The organism is Bacillota bacterium (assembly GCA_024653485.1).
Lineage (GTDB): Bacteria > Bacillota > SHA-98 > UBA4971 > UBA4971 > UBA6256.
On record JANLFY010000015.1, the window covers coordinates 1 to 22,777 of the forward strand.

Annotated in this window: 18 protein-coding genes; 17 read left to right on the top strand and 1 reads right to left on the bottom strand. The window is 61.3% G+C overall.

What is annotated here, in order from left to right; all coding sequences use genetic code 11:
• A partial coding sequence (locus NUW12_10805; protein ID MCR4403241.1) for a methyl-accepting chemotaxis protein occupies positions 1-916 on the bottom strand: 916 nt, incomplete at its 3' end.
• A 541-nt stretch (positions 917-1,457) separates the two neighbouring features.
• Here NUW12_10805 and NUW12_10810 point away from each other — a divergent pair.
• From NUW12_10810 to NUW12_10890, 17 genes are all read left to right on the top strand, one after another.
• Positions 1,458-2,705: an ABC transporter substrate-binding protein gene (locus tag NUW12_10810; GenBank protein MCR4403242.1), complete on the top strand. Its 1,248-nt coding sequence runs from the start codon at positions 1,458-1,460 to the stop codon at positions 2,703-2,705.
• 452 nt (positions 2,706-3,157) lie between these two features.
• Complete coding sequence (locus tag NUW12_10815) at positions 3,158-3,913, top strand: ABC transporter ATP-binding protein (GenBank protein ID MCR4403243.1); 756 nt, start codon at positions 3,158-3,160, stop codon at positions 3,911-3,913.
• Between the two features lie 8 nt (positions 3,914-3,921).
• Positions 3,922-4,659, top strand: coding sequence for an ABC transporter ATP-binding protein (locus NUW12_10820; protein MCR4403244.1), 738 nt, complete (start codon positions 3,922-3,924; stop codon positions 4,657-4,659).
• A 32-nt stretch (positions 4,660-4,691) separates the two neighbouring features.
• A complete protein-coding gene (locus NUW12_10825; protein MCR4403245.1) occupies positions 4,692-5,672 on the top strand; it encodes a branched-chain amino acid ABC transporter permease in 981 nt (326 codons plus the stop codon).
• 187 nt (positions 5,673-5,859) lie between these two features.
• On the top strand, positions 5,860-6,729 hold the full coding sequence (locus NUW12_10830) for a branched-chain amino acid ABC transporter permease (GenBank protein ID MCR4403246.1): 870 nt from the start codon (positions 5,860-5,862) through the stop codon (positions 6,727-6,729).
• Between the two features lie 139 nt (positions 6,730-6,868).
• Positions 6,869-8,155 (top strand): DUF362 domain-containing protein, encoded by a 1,287-nt coding sequence (locus tag NUW12_10835; protein MCR4403247.1) that lies wholly within the window; start codon positions 6,869-6,871, stop codon positions 8,153-8,155.
• A gap of 386 nt (positions 8,156-8,541) precedes the next feature.
• Positions 8,542-9,276 (top strand): FadR family transcriptional regulator, encoded by a 735-nt coding sequence (locus tag NUW12_10840; protein MCR4403248.1) that lies wholly within the window; start codon positions 8,542-8,544, stop codon positions 9,274-9,276.
• A 161-nt stretch (positions 9,277-9,437) separates the two neighbouring features.
• On the top strand, positions 9,438-10,466 hold the full coding sequence (locus NUW12_10845) for an alcohol dehydrogenase catalytic domain-containing protein (protein MCR4403249.1): 1,029 nt from the start codon (positions 9,438-9,440) through the stop codon (positions 10,464-10,466).
• 161 nt (positions 10,467-10,627) lie between these two features.
• Positions 10,628-11,605 carry a C-terminal binding protein gene (locus NUW12_10850; protein ID MCR4403250.1) on the top strand — a complete coding sequence of 326 codons (978 nt, stop codon included), beginning with the start codon at positions 10,628-10,630 and terminating at the stop codon, positions 11,603-11,605.
• Positions 11,602-12,822 (top strand): pyruvate carboxyltransferase, encoded by a 1,221-nt coding sequence (locus tag NUW12_10855; protein MCR4403251.1) that lies wholly within the window; start codon positions 11,602-11,604, stop codon positions 12,820-12,822. Before NUW12_10850 ends, NUW12_10855 begins: the two co-directional genes overlap by 4 nt.
• Before the next feature lie 10 nt (positions 12,823-12,832).
• Positions 12,833-13,846, top strand: coding sequence for an alcohol dehydrogenase catalytic domain-containing protein (locus NUW12_10860; GenBank protein ID MCR4403252.1), 1,014 nt, complete (start codon positions 12,833-12,835; stop codon positions 13,844-13,846).
• Between the two features lie 66 nt (positions 13,847-13,912).
• Positions 13,913-15,163 (top strand): Xaa-Pro peptidase family protein, encoded by a 1,251-nt coding sequence (locus NUW12_10865; protein MCR4403253.1) that lies wholly within the window; start codon positions 13,913-13,915, stop codon positions 15,161-15,163.
• Between the two features lie 137 nt (positions 15,164-15,300).
• Positions 15,301-16,962, top strand: a complete 1,662-nt coding sequence (locus NUW12_10870) for a carbon-nitrogen hydrolase family protein (GenBank protein ID MCR4403254.1) — start codon at positions 15,301-15,303, stop codon at positions 16,960-16,962.
• A 121-nt stretch (positions 16,963-17,083) separates the two neighbouring features.
• Positions 17,084-18,451, top strand: a complete 1,368-nt coding sequence (locus NUW12_10875) for a dihydroorotase family protein (protein ID MCR4403255.1) — start codon at positions 17,084-17,086, stop codon at positions 18,449-18,451.
• Between the two features lie 310 nt (positions 18,452-18,761).
• Positions 18,762-19,640, top strand: a complete 879-nt coding sequence (locus NUW12_10880) for a diacylglycerol kinase family lipid kinase (protein ID MCR4403256.1) — start codon at positions 18,762-18,764, stop codon at positions 19,638-19,640.
• Positions 19,641-19,645: 5 nt separating this feature from the next.
• Positions 19,646-21,016, top strand: a complete 1,371-nt coding sequence (gene rimO, locus NUW12_10885; GenBank protein ID MCR4403257.1) for a 30S ribosomal protein S12 methylthiotransferase RimO — start codon at positions 19,646-19,648, stop codon at positions 21,014-21,016.
• A 421-nt stretch (positions 21,017-21,437) separates the two neighbouring features.
• Complete coding sequence (locus tag NUW12_10890; GenBank protein ID MCR4403258.1) at positions 21,438-22,697, top strand: Glu/Leu/Phe/Val dehydrogenase; 1,260 nt, start codon at positions 21,438-21,440, stop codon at positions 22,695-22,697.
• Positions 22,698-22,777: the final 80 nt, after the last annotated feature.

Here is a 22,777-nt window from a genome sequence, read left to right on the forward strand (position 1 = left end):
CCGTGGCGGTCGCGGCTTCGTCCGCGCTCGCGGCGAGCTCGTGCCCGGTGGACGCGACCTGTTTCGCGTGGCCCGATATCTCTTGAACCACCGTCCGGAGGCTCCCAACCATCTCGGCGAAAGCACGAGCCGTGGCGCCCACCTCGTCACGTCTCTCGGTGCCGGGCACCTTCACTTGTAGACGGCCAGAGGCGACTTCCTGGGCGACGCGCGCGAGAGCCCCCGTCGGCCGCACTATGCTCGCGGAGAGGGAGATGGCGAGGATGATCCCTAGCGCGACGGAAATCCCGAGGGTGCCCAAGGTGCGCGTCCAGACCCCCGAGACCGTGGCCTTCGCTGCTTCGCCAGCTTGTGCGGTGGAGTCTCGCAAGGCCGCGAGCATCGCGGCGAGGTCCGTGCGGATCTGTTCTATGACGGCGTCGCCCTGGTCCGTCATGTAGAGCATCACTTCGCCTCGTTGTCCGCTGTCAAGATAGCCGAACACGCTGGTCCTGCACTGTTCCCATGCGTCGCGTATTCGCTGGACTTCCTTGTCGCCTTCGTCCGGGACTTGAGCAACGGCCGGCGCGGGTCCTGCCGCGGAGGAGCCACTTGACTCGGGCGCGGGCCCTTCGCCGCATAGCGCGGCGAACTGCTCTCGAATCTCGGCGTCCGCGGCTGTGAGTGCCTCGCGCAGCTTGGGATCTCCCATGAACAGGTACCCGCGCAGGGCGACGGAGAATCTCTCTATTGCTCCGTTCAAACGCTCGATATGCAGCAGTCGCGGAATTTCCTGGTCGAGCATCAAATTGAGCTCTGAATTGACGCCCGAAACTCCCTGAAGCCCGAAGAACCCGACCACAGCCATGAGAAGAAGAAGCAGGGCGTAACCTGCAACAATCCTGTAACCGAGACCGAAGTGCGTCCGAAGCCTCATGGTGTACCCTCCCATTCAAGGTGTCGCGCATTATTCACCAAGGGACATCCAGCCTCTCTGTCAACTTATCGGCAGGTTTCTGGAGCAGTTTAGGGTTCAGCCATTTCGAGAGCTTGAACGCGAAGCAAGTGGGTTCGCGTGGACTTGCCCAGGTCGAGCGCGGGTTCCTGAAAAAAGTCTTGGGTTTGAAGGAATTCGTGGGCGAGCGTAGAATAGCGACATTGAGCGGCTGTGATAACATCATCTTATCAGACCATCAGATTACCTGATCAACTGAACTCCGTCGGATCCAGCTGCTCTCGCGCGGACCGCACACGGTCGACCGGTGTTGACCGATACGGGCTGCGTAAGCTATGTCTGTGGCAGTCTGCCCGCGGGTGGTGTCTAGTGCAGAGGATCGTATGTTCCTCGCAGAAGGGAGGTGGGGCAAGGGCACACGAGCGCGTTAAAGGCTCAGGTGCACGGTGATTCAGGTGTTCTGTGCGTCAGCCGTAGGTGGTCCGACCTGGTACATCGGGAACGAAAGGGGAGTTACGCCCAGATGAAGAGAGCATTCACGGTCGTGCTGTCCATTGTGTGTCTATTGGTAGTAGGCATCGGCTCAGTGGCCTCTTCGGCAGCGCAGCCCAAGGAGTTCAACTTGGGGATACTGCTTCCTCTCACGGGCACGTTCGCCGCGGTCGCCAAGACCCAGCAAGAAGGCGTTCTGCTCGCGGTGGATGAGATCAATGCAGCTGGCGGCCTGAACATGCCTTGGGGGAAGGTCCCAGTCAAGCACCAAGTGGCAGACGATGAGGCCAGCCTCGATGTAGGCGTGAGGAGATTCATGTACATGGCCGGCAGCGGCGCAAACGCTGTGGTTGGTCAGACGTGGGCGCCGCTAGCATATTCCCTCAACGAGATGGTGAAGCAATACCCGCTTCCGTACTTCCCAGTGGCCGTCATGGCAAAGGAGGCGTTCGTCAAGGGCAAGCTGTCCAACTACACTTGGGCGGTGGCCTACAGCCCGTGGACCGTCGGATACATGGCCGGCTCCGCAGCCATCAACACCCTGGGCAAGAAGAAGATATTCTTCTTGGCGCGTTCTGACAGCTGGGGTTGGGACATATGGGAAGGCGTGAAGGCGGCCGCGAAGCAGTACGGTGGCGAGATAGTGGGCTATGAGGAGGCGCCTCTCGGCACGAGCGACTTCGTGACCATCCTTCAGAAAGTGCGGGCGGCTAAGCCTGACGTGTTCATGTCCGCCCAGTTTGCGGGGGATGCAATCGCACTGCTGAAGCAGACGTACGACATGGGCCTCTACAAGGAAATGACCATCTTCAACAGCTTCCTCACGAACGTGGTCGCCCAGGGCCTACCTGCTGAAGCCGTCAACGGGCTGTACGGTATGCACTACTTCTACTGGGATATGAGCGGCTTCGCCGACAAGGAAGTGGCGAAGCTGGCCTCCCAGTACGTCGAGGCATTCAGGAAGAAGTACGGTTACCCGCCTGACAGCTATGCCACGATCGCATACGTCGCTGCCAAGCACCTGTTTGACGTGGTCCAGAAGGCAGGAACGTTCGAGGCGGCTAAGGTCTCTGAATACATGAAGAAGAACCCCGAGTTCATGACCGTCAAGGGCCCGGCGAAGTGGCGCGAGGACCACTCGGCTGTATTCAAGTACGCCGCGTTCCTCGTAAAGGGCAAGAGCCCCAAGGATAGGAAGGACAACTGGGATCTGTTCACGATAGTGGGTTCGCAGGGTGGCGACAGCGTCATGCCGCCTCTGAAGGACCTGGGGTACTAGAGACATGGTTTAGCCAGCCGCGGGAAGCGCGGTGGCCTCTCACGTAGCCCATCACTAGGTTTTCCGAGTGGGCCGCCGAGGCTTGCGGCAGGCGAAAGCCGCGAATTGGGATTCGGGTGCGACCTCGAGCATGCTTCCGGCCGGTGCGACCCTCGCTCGCGGCGAGGGCCGCACCGGCGCGGGAGGAGGTCACTGCGCCGGGCGCGTCGGCACCTCTCTCCGCCAGCTCTGATCGGAATCAGAAGCGAACCGCGCTTCGGTGTGCTCCCGGGCGCGACGCGCCGGGTGTAGCTCAAGGGAGGCCGGCTGGCACAGGGGGGCCTAGGGGCCGCCGGAGGAGCAACCGCGGGGTTCTGAGGGAGCTGCCGGGAAGATCGCATGGCTTTCCTAAGAGGGTTCCGTCGACCGGTCAGAAGTCGCCCCGGCAAGGGGCTGCAAAAGGGGTCTGGGGAATGAGCACGAGCAACGCAGCAATCGAGACGAAGGGCGTAACCAAGACGTTCGGGGGATTCACGGCTGTCAACAAGGTGACATATAGCCTCGCACAGAAGGAAGTCGCGGGGATAATCGGACCCAATGGAGCGGGCAAGACGACATTTTTCAACCTCATTACGGGGGCTTACATTCCAGACGAGGGATCGGTGTTCTACGGAGACAGGGACGTCACCAAGGTTCCCCCGCAAGGCAGGGTGAGCCTTGGTGTGAGGAGGACGTTTCAGCTGGCCTCCACGTTCGACAACCTCAAGGTCGTCGACAACCTGAAGCTCGCTTACTTCAGGACGTACAAGGGGAGCTCCATCGCAAGCATGCTTTGCACCAAGATGGACTCCATCGCAGACAAGGCGATAGTGGATCAACTCGCAAGGTTTGGGCTCAGCGGTGTGGCCGAGACGGCGACCAGGAACCTGTCCCTGGGCGACAAGCGCAAGCTGGAAATGGCGATGGCGCTCATCGGCAAACCCACCGTGCTGCTGCTCGACGAGCCCTTCGCGGGGCTCAGCGAGAGAGAGATAGACGAGACCATAGACATCCTCAGGGACTATGTGCACAAGATCTCCATTTTGATTGTGGAGCACAAGATAACGAAGCTGAAGACCTTCGTCGAAAGGGTCACCGTGCTCGCCAGCGGCGAGATCATAGCTGACGGCGGCTTCGAAGAAGTACTCCGCAGCCCGGCGGTGCGGAAGAGCTATTGGCAGATCGATTAGCCTTTGCGATGAGCTGTCTGAGTGATATTACGATAAGGACGGAGAAAGACATGACCGGCAATCCGATTCTGGAAGTCAAGGATCTGAACGTATCGTACGGGCAGTCTAGAGTGCTCTTCGATGTCTCCCTCAAGGCGTACGCGAAGGAAGTCGTTGGCGTAGTGGGGCGGAACGGCGCAGGGAAGACGACCCTCATGAGGACGATAGGCGGGTTCCTGAAGCCGTCCAGCGGTTCGGTGAACTTCAAGGGCGGGAACATCGTGGGGCTGCGCTCGTACGAAATAGTGCGAAAGGGCCTGAAGTACATTCCCCAGGACAAAGGGGTGTTCTCGGACCTGACGGTGATGGAAAACCTCCAGCTCTCCAGCTACGCTATGAAGGATTACGATTGGAGCAAGGTGACCCACTACTTCCCGAAGCTACAGCAACTCATGAACAGGAAGGGAGCGTACCTCAGCGGCGGAGAGCGCCAGATGCTCATGATCGGAAGGGCCATTCTGGGCAAACCCGACGTCCTCCTGCTTGATGAGCCCACGGAAGGGCTCTCCCCAAGCGTCGTGCAGGACCTTGCCCGCACATTCAAAGAGCTCAAGGAGAGCATGACCCTGGTGCTGGTTGAGCAGAACCTCTCTGTTGTCGCGGAGGTCGCCGACAGGCTCTACATCATGAGGGAAGGGAGAATATCCGCCGAGGTCTCGGACGCGAACGAGATCAAGACGCTCTCATTCGAGAAGTACCTGCTCTAGATTCATGTCGTGAAACGAAGGGGATAGGCGGAATGACCAAACTGTTCAAAGACTACGGGAGCATTGTGCTGACTTTCGGAGCCGTCCTGCTGCTGCGGCTGGTTCTCCCAAGGCCGTTCATCATGGACGTGTTGATATTCGGCGTATATGCGATGGCGTTCAATTTCCTAATGGGCCACCTCGGGCTTGTCTCTTTCGGACAGCCGGCGTATCTCGGTCTAGGCGCGTACGGTGCCGCGCTGTACCTGAGCTACATAGGAACGAACCCATACGTGGGGATCATCGCCGGCATAGCGCTGGGTCTGGTCGTGAGCATGCTCGTGGGGCTGTTCCTGGTGAAGCTGAGCAGCAGCTACTTCACCCTGGCCAATCTGGCGTTTTGCGCGATAGTGTTCTTCTTGTTCCAGAAGGGCCTCGTTTCGATCACACGCGGTGACACGGGGCTGTGGTACCTCTTCAGAATGACGAAGGGTCTCTTGCTGGATTTCAAGAACCCCAATGATCTGTTCATCTTCGTCTTCGTAGTGGCGGTTCTGGTGTGGTTGCTGTTCAGATACCTCGACACGACCGTGTACGGGGCGAGCTGCCTTGCCGCCAAGCTGAACGAGACCAAGTTGCAGTTCCTGGGCTACAACACCTTCAGGATCAAGTGGCTCGGGTTCGTGATCGCGAACGGGGTGGCGGCCCTGGCTGGATCTCTGTACGCCGTGTATTTCGGATTCGTTTCTCCCGGCCTCACCGAATTGACGCGCGCAGCAGAGGTCGTCATCGTGGGGCTTCTTGGTGGCGTTGGCACGTTGCTCGGGCCGATCGTCGGGGCGCTCGTGTACATCGGCATGAAGGACCTGACGAGCAAGTTCATAACGTACTGGGAGCTCGTCGTCGGGCTTCTGCTCATTTTCGTGATGCTGGCGGGAGAGAGGGGCATAGTCGGCACGCTCCAGCCTCTGCTCGGCCGGCTTGCAGGGAGGCGTGCGACTGCGAGCGCTCGCGCTGGGGCGGAGCGACCCTAGAGCTGGCGGTGGACCTCCGACGCTAGCGCCCTGAGCAGGGACACGGCATGTAGAGGCCAGTCCCGCGAGACGCCTCGTCGCGCAATCGCGGGCGGCCGGAGCCCGTGAGGGAACGGCCGACCCGCCGTGGGGCTGAGCGCCCCGGGTAACCACGTAACCGTGGCATGGCAGAGAGGGTGGGTAAGTGATGGATCTTAGCAGGCTGATATCCGCGATTATCTTCGGGCTTAGCATGGCAAGCATATACTTTCTGCTGTCGATAGGCTTGTCGCTGTGCTACGGCCTTATGAGAATCATCAGCATCGACCAGTTCTTGTACTACACTGTGGGGGCGTACCTCACCTTCACCGTGTTCTCGGTGTCTGGCAGCTTTTGGCTGGGAGCCTTGGTGGGCATTGTAGCGAGCTGCATCGTCGCGCTAATAGTCGAAAAGAGCATATTCAAGCGGATATACGAGAAAGGCATCATGTTCAGCATGATCACGTCGTTCGGGGTTCTCCTGACAGGCGTGGGTGTCACCAAGTACATCTGGGGGCTCGTTCCCCGTCCAGTGGCCACCCCTATCGCTGGGCAGATAGGCCTGTTTGGGGCGGAGGTGCCGACGTATCGCTTGTTCGTGATCGGGCTCGTGGCCGTGCTGTATGTCTGCCTATGGCTCTTCCTAGAAAAGACCATAATCGGAAAGGCGATCCGAGCGGGTATCGAGGACGCGGAGAAGACCGAGGGGCTTGGAGTGGACATATACAAGATGTTCACGGTGATGTTCCTCATAGCGGCTAGCCTGTCCGCGCTCGCCGGGGGGCTTCACGCGCCGCTCATCATGGTGGATCCACACATGGGTCTGAGGTTGATGTCGACCGCGTTCATGATTGTTATCATCGGAGGTCTTGGAAGCATCAAGGGGACTCTCATCTCTTCGCTGCTCATAGGGCAGGTTGTGTCGCTAGGCTTTCTCATCTGGGCGCCCATTGCTGACATGGCTCCGTTCGTCATCATGCTGCTCGTGTTCCTGGTCAAGCCGACGGGACTCTACGGCAGCGAGCTGATGAAGAGGTGACCCGGACTGGGCGCGTCGACGCTCGACGAGCTGAGGCCTGACGGCTCGAGCGTGGGATGGGCGGAGAGTCCAGGACTCGTGGCTTCGCGGAGCGCGAGCCCGGCGGACCGACGGGATAAGCTGGTAGGATACGGAGTTGGTGAGAGTGGCGGAAGTGGCTGTGGTCCATCGCGACCTGATACCAGGGTCGCCCGCGCGGTACGATGAAGATGCAGTGAGCGCCGTATACGAGATGCTGGACCAGGGCGTGCGCCTGACGGGCGGGATCGAGTCAGTCATAAGCCCGGGCGACAGGGTCCTTCTGAAAGTGAACGCTTGCTGGCCGGTTTCCCCTGACTCTGGAATCACGAGCGACCCGAGAGTGGTCGCCGCGGTGGTTCGGTATCTGAAGAATGCGGGCAAAGCCAGGAGCGTCACTGTCGCCGAGCGATCCAGCATCAAGGCCGACTCACTCGAGTCGCTCAAACGGTCGGGGGTGTACGATGCGGCTTTGAGAGAGGGAGCAGATAGAATCGTGCCCCTTGAAAGGGACGTCAGGCTGAGCGCCACGATACCCGGCGCTAAGGTGCTGCGCGGCGAGGTTCACTTGCCACGATGCGTGGTCGAGGCGGACAAGATCGTGTACCTCGCCAAGATGAAAACACACAAAGTCTGCGGAATAACCGCCGCCATGAAGCTGAGCCAGGGCATGCTTCCGTGGAGCGAGCAGATCAAGTACCACAGAAACGACATAGACCAGAAGATAGTCGACCTGCTTCGGCTGGTGAGGCCGGATCTGTCGATCGTGGACGCTCTCTGGCCGATGCAGGGCCAGGGCCCGGGGTCGCCTTACAGGGAGGACCTCATAAGGGATTTCAATACCATCGTTCTCGGTCGAGACCCGGTTGCTGTGGATTCGGTGTGCGCAAGGCTCATGGGATTCGACCCGATCTTCGAGGTCGCGTACATCCGCGACGCAACCGTTGCGGGCCTCGGAGAGGGCAGGCCGGACCGGATAGACGTGAAGGGCGAGGACGTGGAGCGGATAAAGAGGAGCTTTCGCAGGGGAGACATAAGCCTGATAGGGCTTCACCCCAAGATCGACGTGTACTTGAGTGGCAGCTGCAAAGGCTGCTGCCATTTCACGAGAACCGGGCTCGACCCCTGGCTTGCAGACCAGGAGAAGCTCAAGGACTTTGACACCGTCGAGAAGATAACGCTCATAATCGGCAAGGACAATCCCCTCGAGATTCGGACCGAGCACCACCCTCCGAAGTCGTATACCTTTGTCATCGGAGACTGCGCGAGCCGTCATAGGGACAAGGGGATTTTCCTCCCGGGATGTCCTTCGCTCAGCCTCCATGGTCTCATGCCGTTCATCGGTCTTGGCGACGAGGAGATATTGGCGAAGTACGCGAGGCGACTTCCGGAGGGCTTCGTGCCGTGAGGCAGGCCATGGGCCGCGGTCCGAGATGGGATGGGCGTGAAATCGGACGGTGAACATGCGCGGAGGATGGCGGACGGCATGACCATCTCCGCTTCGAGCGGGATGGTTCAGGGCGGATAGGAGGATTCGCCAGGGGTGGCGCCGAAGCATCATGACTTGTCGGCATTCCGGGGCGTTCGCGAGCTCGGGCGTTATTGGGCCTCCGTGCGGGAGAGGTGCCAGGGTCGACACCAATGGGAGGCCTTGCAGCCACAGTCGTAGTTGCCGCCTGAAGCCAGCTTTCTTAGTAGATCGAACGGGGTAGCGGATGACCGGTGCTTTGACGCAGGATACTCACTATGTTGTTGTCGGCTGAGGACGGGGCCCGTTTGAGCAGGGGGAGAATCATGAAGCCAGTTCAGAAACACCGTACCGCGTCTCTCGTGGCCGAGCAGATCAAGCACTTCATGGAGGAGCACCAGCTCAAGCCGGGGGACCGGCTGCCCACTGAGCGGGAGCTCACCGAGATGCTGAGGGTGGGAAGGACATCCCTCAGAGAGGGGCTCCGGCTCTTGGAAGCGGACGGTCTCATCGAGGTCAAGGCCGGTGAGGGAATCTTCGCCGGCAGACTCTCGGTGGACTACTTCCTGAGACCGGTCTCCGTGAGCAGCCTTCTACGTATCAGTGAGCGCGAGACTCTGGAGCTGCTGCACCTTCGCAAAGTCATAGAGGCGGAAGCTGCGTCTCTTGCGGCGACCCACGCGAAAGCCAGCGAGTGCAGAACGCTCGAGAAGATTGCCGCTCGAATTGGGGAGTGTATCACTGACGGAGCGAAGTTCATCCCAAATGACGTGGCGTTCCACATCGCCCTGGTTAGGGCGTCGGGCAACTCGGTGTTTTCCAGGTTTTACATGGCCGTCATAGACATGCTCGTTGCCCAGGAACGACTCACCGTTCAGGTTCCCGGAGTGATGAAAAGAGCTTACGAGGACCATCTTGCCATAGCCAGTGCGATTGCCTCGCGGAATCCGAGGCTCGCCTACGAAGAGGTAGTGAAGCACCTCGACGGAGTCGCGCAGGCCTACGAAAAGGCTAGTCGGTCTGCTATCGACTTGACCGGCTCAGGCGGGTCCGGGACATAGCACGACTGCGCTCGGTCGCGGTGTGCTGCGGTGGGTCCCGGGCGGGGCCTGGGGCGCGGCCCTGACAGTGTGGAGGCCTTTGCGTTTCGCGACGATTCCTGGCCGCAGACGGGGCGCTGGTGTGTGGGCAACTTGGGACGTGGATACGGGGTGAGAAGTGGATGAAGGCTGTGAGGCTCGTTGAGATAGGGCAACCCCTCCGTCTGGAGGAATTGGACAGGCCCGCCTGCGGTCCTGGGGAGGTGCTCGTCTCGGTTCGAGCGGCGGGCGTGTGCGGAACCGACTTGAAGCTCCAGGCGGGGAAGATACCTCTCGAACGTCTGCCGGTAACTCTCGGCCACGAGTTCTCAGGGGTCATTGTGGAGAAAGGAGCGCTTGTCGAGGGCTTTGGCGAGGGTGACGAGGTCCTCATCTCCTTCTACGTCCCGTGCAACACATGCAAGTGGTGTCTGGCTGGCAGGCACACGATTTGCGAGAACCTCAAGGGAAGGCTGGGATTCGAGCTTGATGGCGGGCTCGCGGAGTTTGTAGCAGTTCCTGCAAGCTGCCTCGTGAGGAAGCCGCCGACCCTATCGTTCGAGGAGGCGGCCATCGTCTCCGACGCAGTGGCCACCCCGTACCACGCACTGCGCAAGAGGGCCGCGGTCGCCGAGGGGGACGCTACCGTGGTCGTGGGCGGCGGCGGTGGCCTCGGCCTTCACGCTATCCAGATCGCGAAGAGCCTCAGGAACGTCGTCATAGGATTGGACGCGTCCAGTGAGAAGCTCCGGCTGATGAGGACCTACGGGGCGGACGAGGTCATCGACGTGCGTGAGAACCCAGATTGGGGCGCGGCGATCCGCGAATTGACCGGCGGAAGGGGCGCTGACAACGCGATCGATTTCGTGAGCAGCGTGGAGACTGTGAGGAACGGCATAGTCGGGCTGAGGAAGGGAGGCAAGTTGGTGCTCGTGGCGTACTCCGCCGATCTTCGTGTGGACAGCTTGAAAGCGGTGCTCAGTGAGCTTGACGTCATGGGTTCGAGGGCCGCGACAAAGCGTGACATCGAGGAATGCTTGGGGCTGATAGCCAAGGGAGAGGTCAAGCCGGTGATCGGCGAGGTGCTTCCGTTCGAGGAAGCCAACAAAGCCCTATCCATGTTACGGGAGGGAACCGTCAACGGAAGGGTGGTCCTGAGAGTGTCGCATTGACCCGGCGAGTCTGGGGCGACATCCGGGACGAGGAGGGCTTGTCGAGGATGGATGGGTCGATGACCGACTGCACATGATGTGTGGAAGAACCGCGGTCAGACCATCAGACTAGCGTATCATCTGCTCGGCGAGGTGCAGATGGGCATACTGGGGGGTTGTATGTGGAACGCAGGTACAGGGTGGCGATCACCGATTACGTGTTTCCAAACCTGGAGGAAGAGCATCGGGTGCTTTCGGAGATCGGGGCTGAGATAGTGTCGTCTCAGTGTCGCACCGAGGACGAAGTGATCGACGTATGCCGGGGAGCGGACGCCGTCTTGGTGTGCTACGCGCCGGTGACCGCGCGGGTCATAGATTCCCTGGACCGATGCAGGATAATCGCGCGCTACGGGATCGGGGTAAACAACGTGCACATCGGGAGAGCGACCGAGAGGAGGATCCTGGTCACCAACGTGCCGGACTATTGCGTGGACGAGGTGTCAGACCACGCGCTCGGATTGCTCCTTGCGCTCGCACGGAAGATTCCCCAGCTCGACCGGACTGTCAAAGGAGGTCTGTTCGATTTCAAGGGGTGGCGCCCCATGTTCAGATTGAAAGGCAAAGTGCTAGGGCTGATGGCTTTGGGGAAGATCGGCCAGGCTCTCACCCCCAAAGCACAGAGCTTGGGATTGCAGGTGATCGCCCACGATCCGTTCGTGCCCCAGAACCTGGCCGACTCCTTGGGCGTGAGGCTAGTGTCGTGGGATGAGCTCCTGTCGACGTCGGATTTCATCTCCATCCACTCTCCCCTGACTCCCGAAACCCGCCATGCCTTCAGCACGGAAGCGTTCCGGAAGATGAAGAAGACCGCGTACGTGATCAACACGGCTCGCGGGGAGATAATCGACGAAGAGGCGCTGGCGCAGGCGCTTGAGACAGGACAGATAGCCGGTGCCGCACTCGACGTTCTAACTGACGAGAAGGCCGTCTCCAAGAACAAGCTGCTGCGCTTCGACAATGTCATAATCACGCCCCACGCCGCCTTCTATTCGGAGGAATCCACCGTGGAGCTGCAGCGCAAGGCCGCGGAACAGGTGCTCGCAGCGCTGAAGGGGGAGCGTCCCAAGTACTTGCTGAACAAGGAGGTCTGGACAGCATGAGTGAGACACCGTGGAAAAGCGACAAGTGGTTCGTGAGCCCGTGGAACTACGATCCCGAAGTGCGCGAGGGGATGACGTTCAGCAACAAGATTCAGTTCCATGACGTCTCCCTGCGCGACGGGGAACAGCAGGCTGGAGTGACTTTCAGCAAGGACGACAAGGTGCGCATAGCGGAGAGCCTGGCGGAGGCGGGAATCCACCGTATCGAGGCGGGGATGCCCGCAGTGTCCAAGCAGGACGAAGAGGCGATCAAAGAGATAGTCAGAAGGAAGCTCGGCCCCAAGATCTTCGCGTTCTCCCGCTGCATGGTGGAGGACGTCAAGCGCGCCGTTGACTGCGGTGTGGACGGCGTTGTGGTGGAGATCCCTTCGAGCACGCACATAATCGAGTATGCATACAAGTGGCCCTTGCAGAAGGCCATCGATCTCTCGGTGGAGGCCACGCGGTACGCAAAGGAACAGGGCCTGTACACGGTGTTCTTCCCGATCGATGGCACCCGGGCCGAGTTCTCTTGGTTCCTCAACCTGATAGAGACGGTGGCCAGGGACGGCCACATGGACGCCCTGGGCATCGTGGATACTTTCGGAGGGATATCTCCGCACGCCGTAGGCTATCTCGTGCGCAAGATCAAGGAGCGGGTGAAGAAGCCCCTTGAGACCCACTTCCATGACGATTTCGGCCTCGGCGCGGCCAACACCATCATCGCCCTTGCCGCGGGCGCGGACGTGGCTCACACGACGGTCACCGCCATCGGAGAGCGGGCGGGCAACACTCCTTACGAGGACGTGGCTCTCGGGCTCAAGGTCCTGTACGGAGTCGACACGGGGATCAAGACCGAGAAGATGTACGCCGTGTCCAAGCTGGTTCGCAAACTCGCCGGCATCGAGGTGCGGCCCAACAGGCCGATCGTAGGAGACATGATATTCAAGATAGAGTCCGGGATCATCTCCAGTTGGTTCAGGAACTGCGGGCTGGGCAACGCGGTGGAGCTCATGCCGTTCAGATGGGACCTCGTAGGCCAGGAACCCGCCGAGGTAGTGCTGGGAAAGAACAGTGGGGCTGACTCGATCAGGATTTGGCTTGACCGCATTGGCGTAAAGGCCACGGACGAGCAAATCAACACCATCCTCTGGCAGGTCAAGGACTTCGCGTACGAGCACAAACGCCTAATGACTCAACCGGAATTCGAGTCGCTCGTGGCGAAGGTAGTGAAGTGAGGTCCTGGGAATGAAGGCAGCGGTGCTCAAAGGTGTGCGAGAGCTGGACATCGAGGAGGTCGCTGCTCCTGAACCTGGGCCCGGGCAGGCACTGGTTCGGATCAGGGCCACGGCCATTTGCGGCACTGACCTCGGGATATACATGGGCAAGTCGCGGGCGAGAATGCCTCTCATCCCGGGCCACGAATCGAGCGGCACCGTAGTGGCCTTGGGGCCTGGGGCTCGAGGTCTCTCCGTTGGGGATCGAGTGGTCCTGAACCCCCTTCTCTTCTGCGGCCGATGCCGGTACTGCCTTGCGGGCAGGCCTAACCTTTGTCTCGAGGGAGGGCTCATGGGTCGAGAGAGGCCGGGTACCTTCGCTGAATTCGTGGCAGTCGAAGACTACCGATGCCATCGCCTGCCCGACACCGTCAGCTTTGCCGACGCGACCAGCTTGGTCGTGCTGAGCACGGTTCTTGCGGGCGCTAGACTCGCCGGAATCCGGGCGGGGAACAGCGTCGCAGTGGTTGGCCTGGGTGCTGCGGGCATCCTCCACACCCAGCTTGCGAAGGCTTCGGGCGCGCATCCGGTGATCGGCATCTCGCGCAGCGCTTGGAAGCTCGATCTCGCGCGACGGCGCGGGGCCGACGTCACGATCGGTGGAGGTGATGTGGTGAGAGAGGTACTCAAGCATACGGACGGCATCGGAGTCGACGTTGCCATCGAGTGCGCCGGGAAGGCGGAGACCCTCCGGCACGCGATGGAGATGACGCGCCCAGGCGGAACTGTCCTGGCGTTCGGCATCCTGCCGCCGCGCCTTGAGGACTTCGACGGTTTCGATCTCTACTATAAGGAACTGACCATTGTTGGGAGCCGCGCAATGTTGCCGGAGGACTTCGATGGCGCGATCAAGGCCGTCGAGAGAGGCGCGATCGACCTAGGCTCCATAGTGACTCACACCTATGCGCTGGACGAGCTCGAGGCCGCGTTCGGCAAGGTGGAGACGAGCCCGGGCGATGTGTTGAGAGTCGTCATCGAGATCTGAGGGCGAGGAAGACCACGTACCTGAGCGTGCAGGTAGCTGAACGTGCACATAAAGGGAGGTAGGACAATGGAGCTTTCGTTCATCAAGCGACCCCACGAGTACTCACCCAGGCGTGTGTACAGCACATCGGGCACGGACTGGCAGGAGCGCGTCAACTTCGATCGGATGAGGAAAGAGAGGTTGGCTCGCGCCAAGCAGATGATGGAGAAGCACGACTTGGGCGCGCTGGTGTGCTTCGTCGGAGAGAACGTGCGGTACATCACCAGCGTGTGGCAGGGCAACTGGAAGAACAACATTTTCATCCGTTACTGCGTGCTCCCCCGCGGAGGCGAGCCGATCCTCTTCGAGACAGTGGGTTCGGACCTCGAGTGCGCCAAGATAGACGCTCCCTGGATGGAGGGACGGATACGGCCCGCCATCACGTGGAAGTGGGCGGAGTCGGCCGAGGAAATGATGGCCGAGAGAATGGCGGAGAGCGTGTATCAAGCTCTCAAGGAAAGCGGCGTGGAGAAAGAGAAGATCGGGATCGACATCATGGATATGAGGGCGTACAACGCTCTGTCCCGGAAAGGGCTCAACATAGTGAACGGGTGGCCGGCGCTCTCTGAGGCTCGGGTCGTCAAGACGCGCGATGAGATCGAGTGTCTCAAGATCTCCTCCGCCTTCGGCGACGCAGCAATGTGGAAGATAAAGTACGAGTGGCTGAAGCCCGGGGTGAAGGAGTCGTACATCACGGCCAAGGTTAACGAGTACCTCTACGAAGAGGGGTTTGACTTCGTGTACGACATCATCGTGGCGTCGGGTGGGAACACCAGTCCGTATAGGCGGTGGCACACCGACAAGCTCATCCGCCAGGGCGACCTCGTCATCGTCGACATCAACGCCATCGGGCCCGGCGGATACTTCGTCGACTTCGTGCGCTGCTTCAAAGTGGACACGAAGCCGACCAAGGAGGAGAAGGACCTCTACAGGGAGTGCTACGACTCGCTGTACGCCTCGCTCGCGGAGCTCAAGCCGGGCAACACCACGCGCGACGTCGCTCTGAAGTTCCCGGTGTACGACGATGACAAGTACGGCAGCGTGAGCTTGCAGCAGTTCGCGCACTCCATAGGCCTGTCACTGTACGAGGGCATGTGGATCTCCCGTGCGTACTCACTCGACTACCCGGTGGAGATCAAGGAGAACATGTGCTTCGCCATAGAGACGTTCGCAGGACACCCCGGTTTGCCGCAAACCGTGCGCCTGGAGGAAGACGTCGTCGTGACCGACAAGGGCCCTGAGCGGCTCACCATGTTCGAGCACTGGGCTGAGTTCTAGCGGCGGACGCGCGTTCGTCGGAGGCGGCGGGCCCACATCGGGCGGCACCCGTCCGCCTCCGACTGTCTTTGGGGATCGGCGTCCGGGCCTTTCTTCGTAGCGCGGGGGCTGCCGATCAAGTGGGGAGGGAGCGCGACATGAAATCCAAGCTGACGGTGAGCTGCGTACAACTGAGTGCTTTTCCGCTCGAACGTGCTGAGGAGGGCTTGGCCCACGCCCTGGGAATGGTGGACAAGGCGGCCATGGCCGCGCCGGACCTCGTGGTGTTGCCGGAGTGCGCCTACCCGGCGTACTACTTGGCGGACTGGGCGTCGAGGCGAAGCTCCCTTCGACCCGCGTCCGAAGTGCTGGGCCTCTTCGCGGAGAAGGCGAGGAGGTACGGGTGTTACATAGCAGTGGGGATAGCAGAGGAACCGCCCGGCGAGAACAAAGAGGCGTACAACAGCGGTTTCCTCCTCGACCCCGAAGGGAGGGTCGCAGGAAGCGCGCGAAAGCAGTTCCTATGGCACTTCGATGCCCGGTGGTTCACTCCCGGGGTAATGGGTGACGCCGTCCAGCTCCCCTGGGGCCGGGTAGGCATGTTCATCTGCGCCGACGGGCGTCTACCGGAGATACCGCGCGCGCTCGCACTGAAAGGCGCGCGTCTTTTCATCGACCTCACCAACCTCGTTGCCGCCAGCAAGGACGAGACGCGGCTCACCAGCGCCCAAGTGGAGTACATGCTGAAAGCGAGGGCCATCGAGAACCAGGCGTGGATCGTCATGGCCAACAAAGTTGGGACGGAAGCCGACACTATAGTCTACTGCGGTCGCAGTCTCGTGGTCTCGCCGCAGGGCGACGTAGTCGCGCAAGGAAGCGCACACATTCCCGAGGTGGTGACCGCCGAGATCCCGCTGCCGCTTGACTGCTCCGGGGCGGTGGACGGAGTGTTCGAACCGCTTGCTGCGCGCCGTCCGGATACTTACGGCGATCTCGTGCGCCCGTTCGAGGAGCTCACTGTATCCTCCACCATCGAGGAAAGCGTGGTTCCGGGGGAGAAGTCTCCCGTAGTGGCCGCGTTCCAGCTCGATATGGATGAGAGCACTGACCTGCTCGCTCCGAAGATCGAGCGACGGCTGCGCGACCTTGCCGTGCAAGGCGTGGAGCTGGTGATCCTGCCGGAGCCGTTTCCGAGGGAGCGGCCTATCGAAGAGAACGAGGCCCTGTTGCGCCTCGTTTCGAGGGCTTCAGCCCATACGGGCTTGGCCGTCGTATTCACGGGAGACGAAATCGACGGCACGGCTAGGTACCGAACTGCGTTTTTCGTCGAGAAGGGTGCTGTGACGGCGAGGTACCGGAAAGTGCACCTGGATGCAAGCGAGAAAGGGATCTGCAGTCCCGGGTCGGGGCCGTACCCCGTCGTCTGCGGTGAGCGCGGCAACTTCGGAATCATGCTTGGGTACGAGGGTTTGCTGCCAGAAGTGGCGAGGATCCTTGCGCTGAGGGGTGCAGATGTCATCCTGTGGCCGTGCCGCTTCGCCGGCGATCGCTATGAGTGGTTCGCCCGGACGAGAGCAGCCGAAAACCGTGTCTTCGTGGTGGCGGCCAATGCCGTCGGCAGGCACGGGATCGGAGCTAGCCTCATCGCGAGCCCCCAGGGGGCGGTTCTGGCTCAAGCCTTCGCAGGACGAGAACAAGCCGTTTCCGCGACGTTGGTGACAGCCGAGGCGCGCTGCAAGTCCATCGTGCCGGGCACCGATGCGATCCTCGGTCGCCAGCCCATGTCTTATCGCCTGCTAGTCGAATCAGCTCGGAGTTGACGCCCGTCAAAGCTGGTTGCTGATTGTCGGTCGCCAGTAGACGCGGATCGTAAGGTCCACGGCGGACTCGGTCGCCCACGCGAATGTCGACGATTGCACTCGGAACGGAGGGGGTATTCGAATGACCCATGTAGACTTGGTGATCAAGGGGGGCAGGATCGCGCTTCTGGACGGCTCGCTGGTTGAGGCCGATGTGGCGGTGAGCGGAGAGACGATATGCGGACTGGGCACGGGCTTCGATGCCAGTGAGATCATAGACGCGACCGGCCTCGTGGTCCTCCCAGGCGCGGTCGACGGCCACGTCCACATGATGGATCCGGGCTACACGTCACGAGAAGACTTCACAACAGGGACGACCGCGGCGGCATACGGCGGCACCACCACGGTGATCGAGCACCATCGCACCGATCCCCAGGTTTTCGATTGGAAGGAGCTCGAGCGCAAGCGCCAGCACCTGGAGGGGAGAAGCTTGGTGGACTTCGCGCTGAAGGGTGGAATCTCCCACGGTAACCTCGGGGAACTCAGGCAGATGTGGGATCGCGGCATCACGGCGTTCAAGATGTTCACTTGCTACCTTCACGGGGCAGACGCCATTCACGTTGGGCTTCAGCAGTACGTTTTCACGGAGATCGCGCGAATGAACGGGACGGTTCTCATCCACGCTGAGGACGACGGGATCGTGTCCGCCAACGAACAGGCATTGCGAGCAGCGGGTCGCAAGGACTACATGACCCACTACGAGGCCAGGAGCGAGCTCGCTGAAACGCTTGCCATTCGACAGGCCCTCCTCATGGCGGAGAGAACCGGAGCGCGGGTGGTCTTTGCCCACGTAAGCACGCCCGAGAACCTGTCCATCATCAAGGAAGCCAGGGCAAGAGGCGTGAAGGCGTACGCCGAGACGTGCCCGCAGTACTTCTACCTCAGCACGGAGACCCTCCGGGAGAAAGGGCCTTGGGTGAAGTTCGCTCCTCCCGTGAAACCACCGGGAACTCAGGAGCGCATGTGGGAAGCCATGGCGCGCGGCCTGGTGGACATAATCTCCTCCGACCATTGCCCGTTCGAGAAGGAGCGGAAAGAGAGAGGGCTTGATGACATGTGGGCGGCACCTCCAGGAATCCCGGGGGTCGAGACGTGTCTCCGGCTAATGCTCACCGGCGTGGCCGAGGGGAAGATTCACATGGGCACCCTGGTCGCCTGCATGAGCACGAATCCTGCCAGGCTGTACGGGTTGTACCCGCGCAAGGGCAGCCTTGCCGTGGGCTCGGATGCGGACCTCGTGTTGGTGGACATGAACGCCTCGGAGACGCTTGCGAACGCGGGCGTGAAATCCAAGTGCGGCTGGACTCCTTACGAAGGCACGGTCGTCAGGGGAATCCCGTTGACCACGATCGTGAGGGGGAAAGTCGTGGTCCGAGATAGGGAGATAGTGGGGAAACCCGGGTTCGGGCGCTTCGTGCCGCGTGGCAGGACGTGGGGCAGTGTGGTGTGAGGACTGGCCGGTCTTGGTTGCCCTGCGCCCTCAGCTGTTGAGCGGCTGGGCGCAGAAGTGCCAGCGGCCCAGGGACGAATCCCGCGCTCTGCTGGACGATGCCAGGCATCGAGCGCTGGAGGTGTTTTTTGCGTTTGAGGTAGGAATGTGGTGTTTCGTGTAGAATTAGTAGACCCGCAGCTTTCGTGGCAGAGAGCGCCCGGAGGCCTGTGGCCGCCGGGCGAACAGCGCCGAGAGCGGGCGCGCCCGTCTTCGCGCTCGAAGGCCGCGCGACGCGCACTTAGCAGGGTGTATGCAGGGGGTCGATGGGTTGCGGGTCAAGATCATAGTGAATCCTATGGCAGGGCGGGGGCGCGCGGTCAGAGCCGTTCCGGTGATCTGTCGAGCGCTCGAGCAAGGCGGGGCAGACTACGACATTTACGTGACCAAAGGCCCCGGCGACGCCACAGCAGCGGCAAGGAAAGCGGTTGATGAGGGGTACGAGGTGATCGCGGCGGCCGGCGGGGACGGGACGACGAACGAGGTTGCCAACGGAATAGCCGGGCGGGAGGCTGCCCTCGGTGTCATACCGTGTGGAAGCGGCAATGACATGGCGATTAGCTTGGGTCTTCCCAGAGACGTGGAGCAGGCGTGCCGCGTGCTTGTCAGGGGCAAGGCTAGTAGGCGCGACCTCGGGCGCGTCAACGAAAGGTACTTCGTCAACGCCGTCGGAGTGGGGTTCGACGCCACGGCCGCGAGAGCGGCTAGCAGCGACTTGAGATGGCTTCCGGTGCGCGGGGCCCCTCTCTACGTGATAGCGGTCTTGAAGACTCTGGCGGAATACAAGGCTTGCGAGATGGTCCTGACAGTCGACGATAAGGTCATGACAGTGCGGCCTCTCCTCGTGGCTGTAGGGATTGGCAAGACGTACGCGGGGGGCATGAAGATCGTCCCGGATGCCGTGCCCGACGATGGTCTGTACGACGTGTGCGTCGTGGAGTCCATGGGGAGCCTGGAGACTCTGTACCACCTCCCCAAGGTCTTCACGGGGTCTCACACGAGAATGGGACAGACTACGATGATGCGGGCGCGGTACGTCTCGATTCGCTCGTCTGCACCTGTGCCGCTTCATATGGACGGCGAAGTGTTCGTCAAGGAGTCGATGGAATTCACTCTCATTCCGAGGGGGCTAGCCGCGATACATCCGTGAGGGCCATGGGCGAGGTTGTAGCACTGGTGTCCCTGGGTTGCGCGAAGAACTTGGTGGACTCCGAGGTAATGGCAGGTTTGCTGAGCTCGGCCGGGTATCTTTTGACGTCGTGCCCGGAGGACGCGGACGTCATAGTCGTGAACACATGCGCGTTCATAGACGCAGCTCAGCAGGAGGCGGTCGACACCATACTTGACCTCGCCAGGTACAAGAAAACAGGGAAGTGCCGCGCTCTGATAGTCACGGGGTGTCTCGCCCAGAGGTTCGCGTCCGAAGTCCTCGCCGAAATGCCGGAGGTAGACGCTGTAGTCGGCACAGGAGACTTCCCCGGCATCGCGGGAGTGGTAAGACAAGCTCTCGCGGGGCAGCGAATCGCGAAGGTGGGGACTCCGTGCTACCTGCACGACGAGAACGCACCGCGCATTCTCTCGACTCCGCCCTACATGGCTTATGTAAAGATCGCGGAAGGATGCAGCAATCGGTGTTCGTACTGCGTGATCCCGGAGCTTCGCGGCCCATACCGGTCGCGGCCGAGTGAGTCTGTGGTCGCCGAGGTTCGGCGTCTCGCCAGCCATGGGGTCAAAGAGCTGATCCTCATCGCTCAGGATACAACGAGGTATGGAGAGGACATCTACGGAAGACCGTCTTTGGCCGGCTTGCTTCGGGAGGTCTGCGAGGTCGATGGCCCGAGGTGGGTGCGAGTGCTTTACATGTACCCATCGAGGGTGACCGACGAGCTCATTGAGGTCATGGCGTCTGAATCAAAGATCTGCAAGTACGTCGACCTGCCCCTCCAGCACGCAGACGACGACATCCTGAGGTCCATGAACCGCAAAGGGACCTTGGAATCCGCGCGGGAGATCATCGCCAGGCTCAGGCAAGCCATGCCCGACGTCACCATCAGGAGCACGTTCATGGTGGGATTCCCGGGAGAGACCGAGGAGCACTTCGGGCGGCTCCTCGATTTTCTGAGGGAGGTCCGCCTCGACAGGGTCGGGGTTTTTGCGTTCTCGCCGCAGCGGGGCACGCCTGCCGCGAGGCTCCGGGGCCGGGTGCCTTCAAGGATCAAGGAGAGACGGCGCCGGGAGGCCATGGAAGTCCAGGCAGTCATCTCTCGTGAGAAGAACGAGGCGAGGGTGGGCAGAGTCTTCGACGTGCTCATCGAGGGAAGGTCGGAGGAGAGCGATCTCGTCACTGTGGGCCGCTCCCAGGCTGAAGCGCCGGAGATCGACGGTTTGATCTACATCGGCAACGAACACCCTCCGCCGGGCGAGTTCCGGAGAGTGCGGATAGTCGATGCGGGCGACCACGATCTCGTCGGCGAGATTCTGCCGACCGGCGCGAAGGACGGCGGGGCCAGGAAGGAAGGGGCCTGACTCCCTCATAGGCCTGGGTCTTCGTGGCGCAGGACGCTTGCCTCGATGAGGTGGCTCAAGAAGCCCCCTCCGTCCGGGCGATCTCCGACGGGCGTCGTGAAATCAAGCTCGCCGGATCAAGAGTTCGGCGCCCTTGGAGGGCGGGACGTGGTTTGTGCAAGAGAGTGCAATCTTGGCATGGCGGAATGCAGAGTCTTGCACTGGCGAGCGTCGTCCCGCGATGGGAACGCTGGAGCCCGGTGCAAGGCAGCGGTTTGTGCGGGAGTCAGGGCAGCGCTGCGGCGGTGTCGAGGTGAGCCGGTGCGGAGAGACGCTGGCACGTGGTTTGCAGGCTGTGTGATGACGGCAACGGAAGATGGGGATCCGCTGTGTGGCTCGAGGAGTGCGCAACTCAACAAACCAGAGAGGAGAGGGATGCGGCATGAGCGCGGAGACGAGGCCCAAGAGCGCGTACGAGATCGCCCTGCAGCAGTATGATGCGGTTGCGGGGAGGCTGGACATCGACCCGGGAATCCGTGAGCTCCTTCGCCATCCAAAGACGAGCCTGGAAGTGGCGTTTCCCGTCAGGATGGACGACGGCACGGTGAAGGTCGTGACCGGGTACCGGGTTGTGCACAACACCGCGAGGGGCCCGGGCAAGGGCGGCATCAGGTACCATCCCGGTGTGACGTTCGACGAAGTGAAGGCGCTCGCTATGTGGATGACGTGGAAGTGCGCGGTGGTGGGCATCCCGTTCGGTGGCGCGAAGGGCGGTGTCGTGTGCAATCCCAAGGAGATGTCGCAGGGCGAGATCGAGAGGTTGACCAGGCGCTTTACAAGCGAGATTAGCGGGGTGATAGGGCCACACACCGACATCCCGGCGCCAGACGTTTACACCAACGCTCAGGTGATGGCGTGGATAATGGACACGTACAGCACTCACAAGCGCGAGTTCACGCCTGGCGTTGTGACGGGCAAACCCATTCCACTGGGCGGATCGCTGGGGCGGAACGAAGCTACCGCGAGAGGCTGCGTGTTCACTATAAGACAGGCAGCCAGGCACATCGGTGTACCCATGGACCGTCTGCGCGTCGCGATCCAGGGGTACGGGAACGCGGGCTCCATAGCCGCATCCCTCCTGCACGCGGACGGCTGCAAGATCGTGGCCGTCTCGGACTCCAAGGGCGGTGTATACTGCGATAGAGGCCTCGACCCCGCGAAGGTCCTTGCTCACAAGAATCTCACCGGCTCCGTTGTGGGAGCCGAAGGGACTGAACCCATATCCAACGCGGGCCTTCTCGAGCTGGAGTGTGACGTGCTGGTGCCGGCTGCTCTCGAGAACCAAATCACGGCGGACAACGCGCCGCGCGTGAAGGCAAAGGTCGTGGCGGAGGCAGCGAACGGGCCCACGACGCCGGAGGCGGATGACATCCTTTATGACAAGGGAGTCATGGTCATCCCCGACATCCTGGCGAACGCAGGCGGCGTGACCGTTTCCTACTTCGAGTGGGTGCAGAACCTCATGGTGTACTACTGGACTGAAGAGGAAGTCAACGGGAAGCTCGAGCAGATCATGAATCACAGCTTCGAAGCCGTGCTCGACATGGCACAGAAAAAGAAGGTCCACATGAGGAACGCTGCCTACATGCTCGCCATCTCGAGGGTTGCCGAGGCCGAGAGGTTGAGAGGCATCTACCCGTGAGGCCCGCGCTGGCAAGGTGAGCGAGCGTCGTCTCCGCGACGTGATGGTGGCGCGAGCAGTTCCTGTTCAGGGCATGAGCA

What these genes read in the sequence shown, in the direction of transcription:
- NUW12_10810 (MCR4403242.1), top strand. Translation starts at nt 1,458, where the DNA reads ATGAAGAGAGCATTCACGGTCGTGCTGTCCATTGTGTGTCTATTGGTA.
- NUW12_10815 (MCR4403243.1), top strand. Translation starts at nt 3,158, where the DNA reads ATGAGCACGAGCAACGCAGCAATCGAGACGAAGGGCGTAACCAAGACG.
- NUW12_10820 (MCR4403244.1), top strand. Translation starts at nt 3,922, where the DNA reads ATGAGCTGTCTGAGTGATATTACGATAAGGACGGAGAAAGACATGACC.
- NUW12_10825 (MCR4403245.1), top strand. Translation starts at nt 4,692, where the DNA reads ATGACCAAACTGTTCAAAGACTACGGGAGCATTGTGCTGACTTTCGGA.
- NUW12_10830 (MCR4403246.1), top strand. Translation starts at nt 5,860, where the DNA reads ATGGATCTTAGCAGGCTGATATCCGCGATTATCTTCGGGCTTAGCATG.
- NUW12_10840 (MCR4403248.1), top strand. Translation starts at nt 8,542, where the DNA reads ATGAAGCCAGTTCAGAAACACCGTACCGCGTCTCTCGTGGCCGAGCAG.
- NUW12_10845 (MCR4403249.1), top strand. Translation starts at nt 9,438, where the DNA reads ATGAAGGCTGTGAGGCTCGTTGAGATAGGGCAACCCCTCCGTCTGGAG.
- NUW12_10855 (MCR4403251.1), top strand. Translation starts at nt 11,602, where the DNA reads ATGAGTGAGACACCGTGGAAAAGCGACAAGTGGTTCGTGAGCCCGTGG.
- NUW12_10860 (MCR4403252.1), top strand. Translation starts at nt 12,833, where the DNA reads ATGAAGGCAGCGGTGCTCAAAGGTGTGCGAGAGCTGGACATCGAGGAG.
- NUW12_10865 (MCR4403253.1), top strand. Translation starts at nt 13,913, where the DNA reads ATGGAGCTTTCGTTCATCAAGCGACCCCACGAGTACTCACCCAGGCGT.
- NUW12_10870 (MCR4403254.1), top strand. Translation starts at nt 15,301, where the DNA reads ATGAAATCCAAGCTGACGGTGAGCTGCGTACAACTGAGTGCTTTTCCG.
- NUW12_10875 (MCR4403255.1), top strand. Translation starts at nt 17,084, where the DNA reads ATGACCCATGTAGACTTGGTGATCAAGGGGGGCAGGATCGCGCTTCTG.
- rimO (MCR4403257.1), top strand. Translation starts at nt 19,646, where the DNA reads ATGGGCGAGGTTGTAGCACTGGTGTCCCTGGGTTGCGCGAAGAACTTG.
- NUW12_10890 (MCR4403258.1), top strand. Translation starts at nt 21,438, where the DNA reads ATGAGCGCGGAGACGAGGCCCAAGAGCGCGTACGAGATCGCCCTGCAG.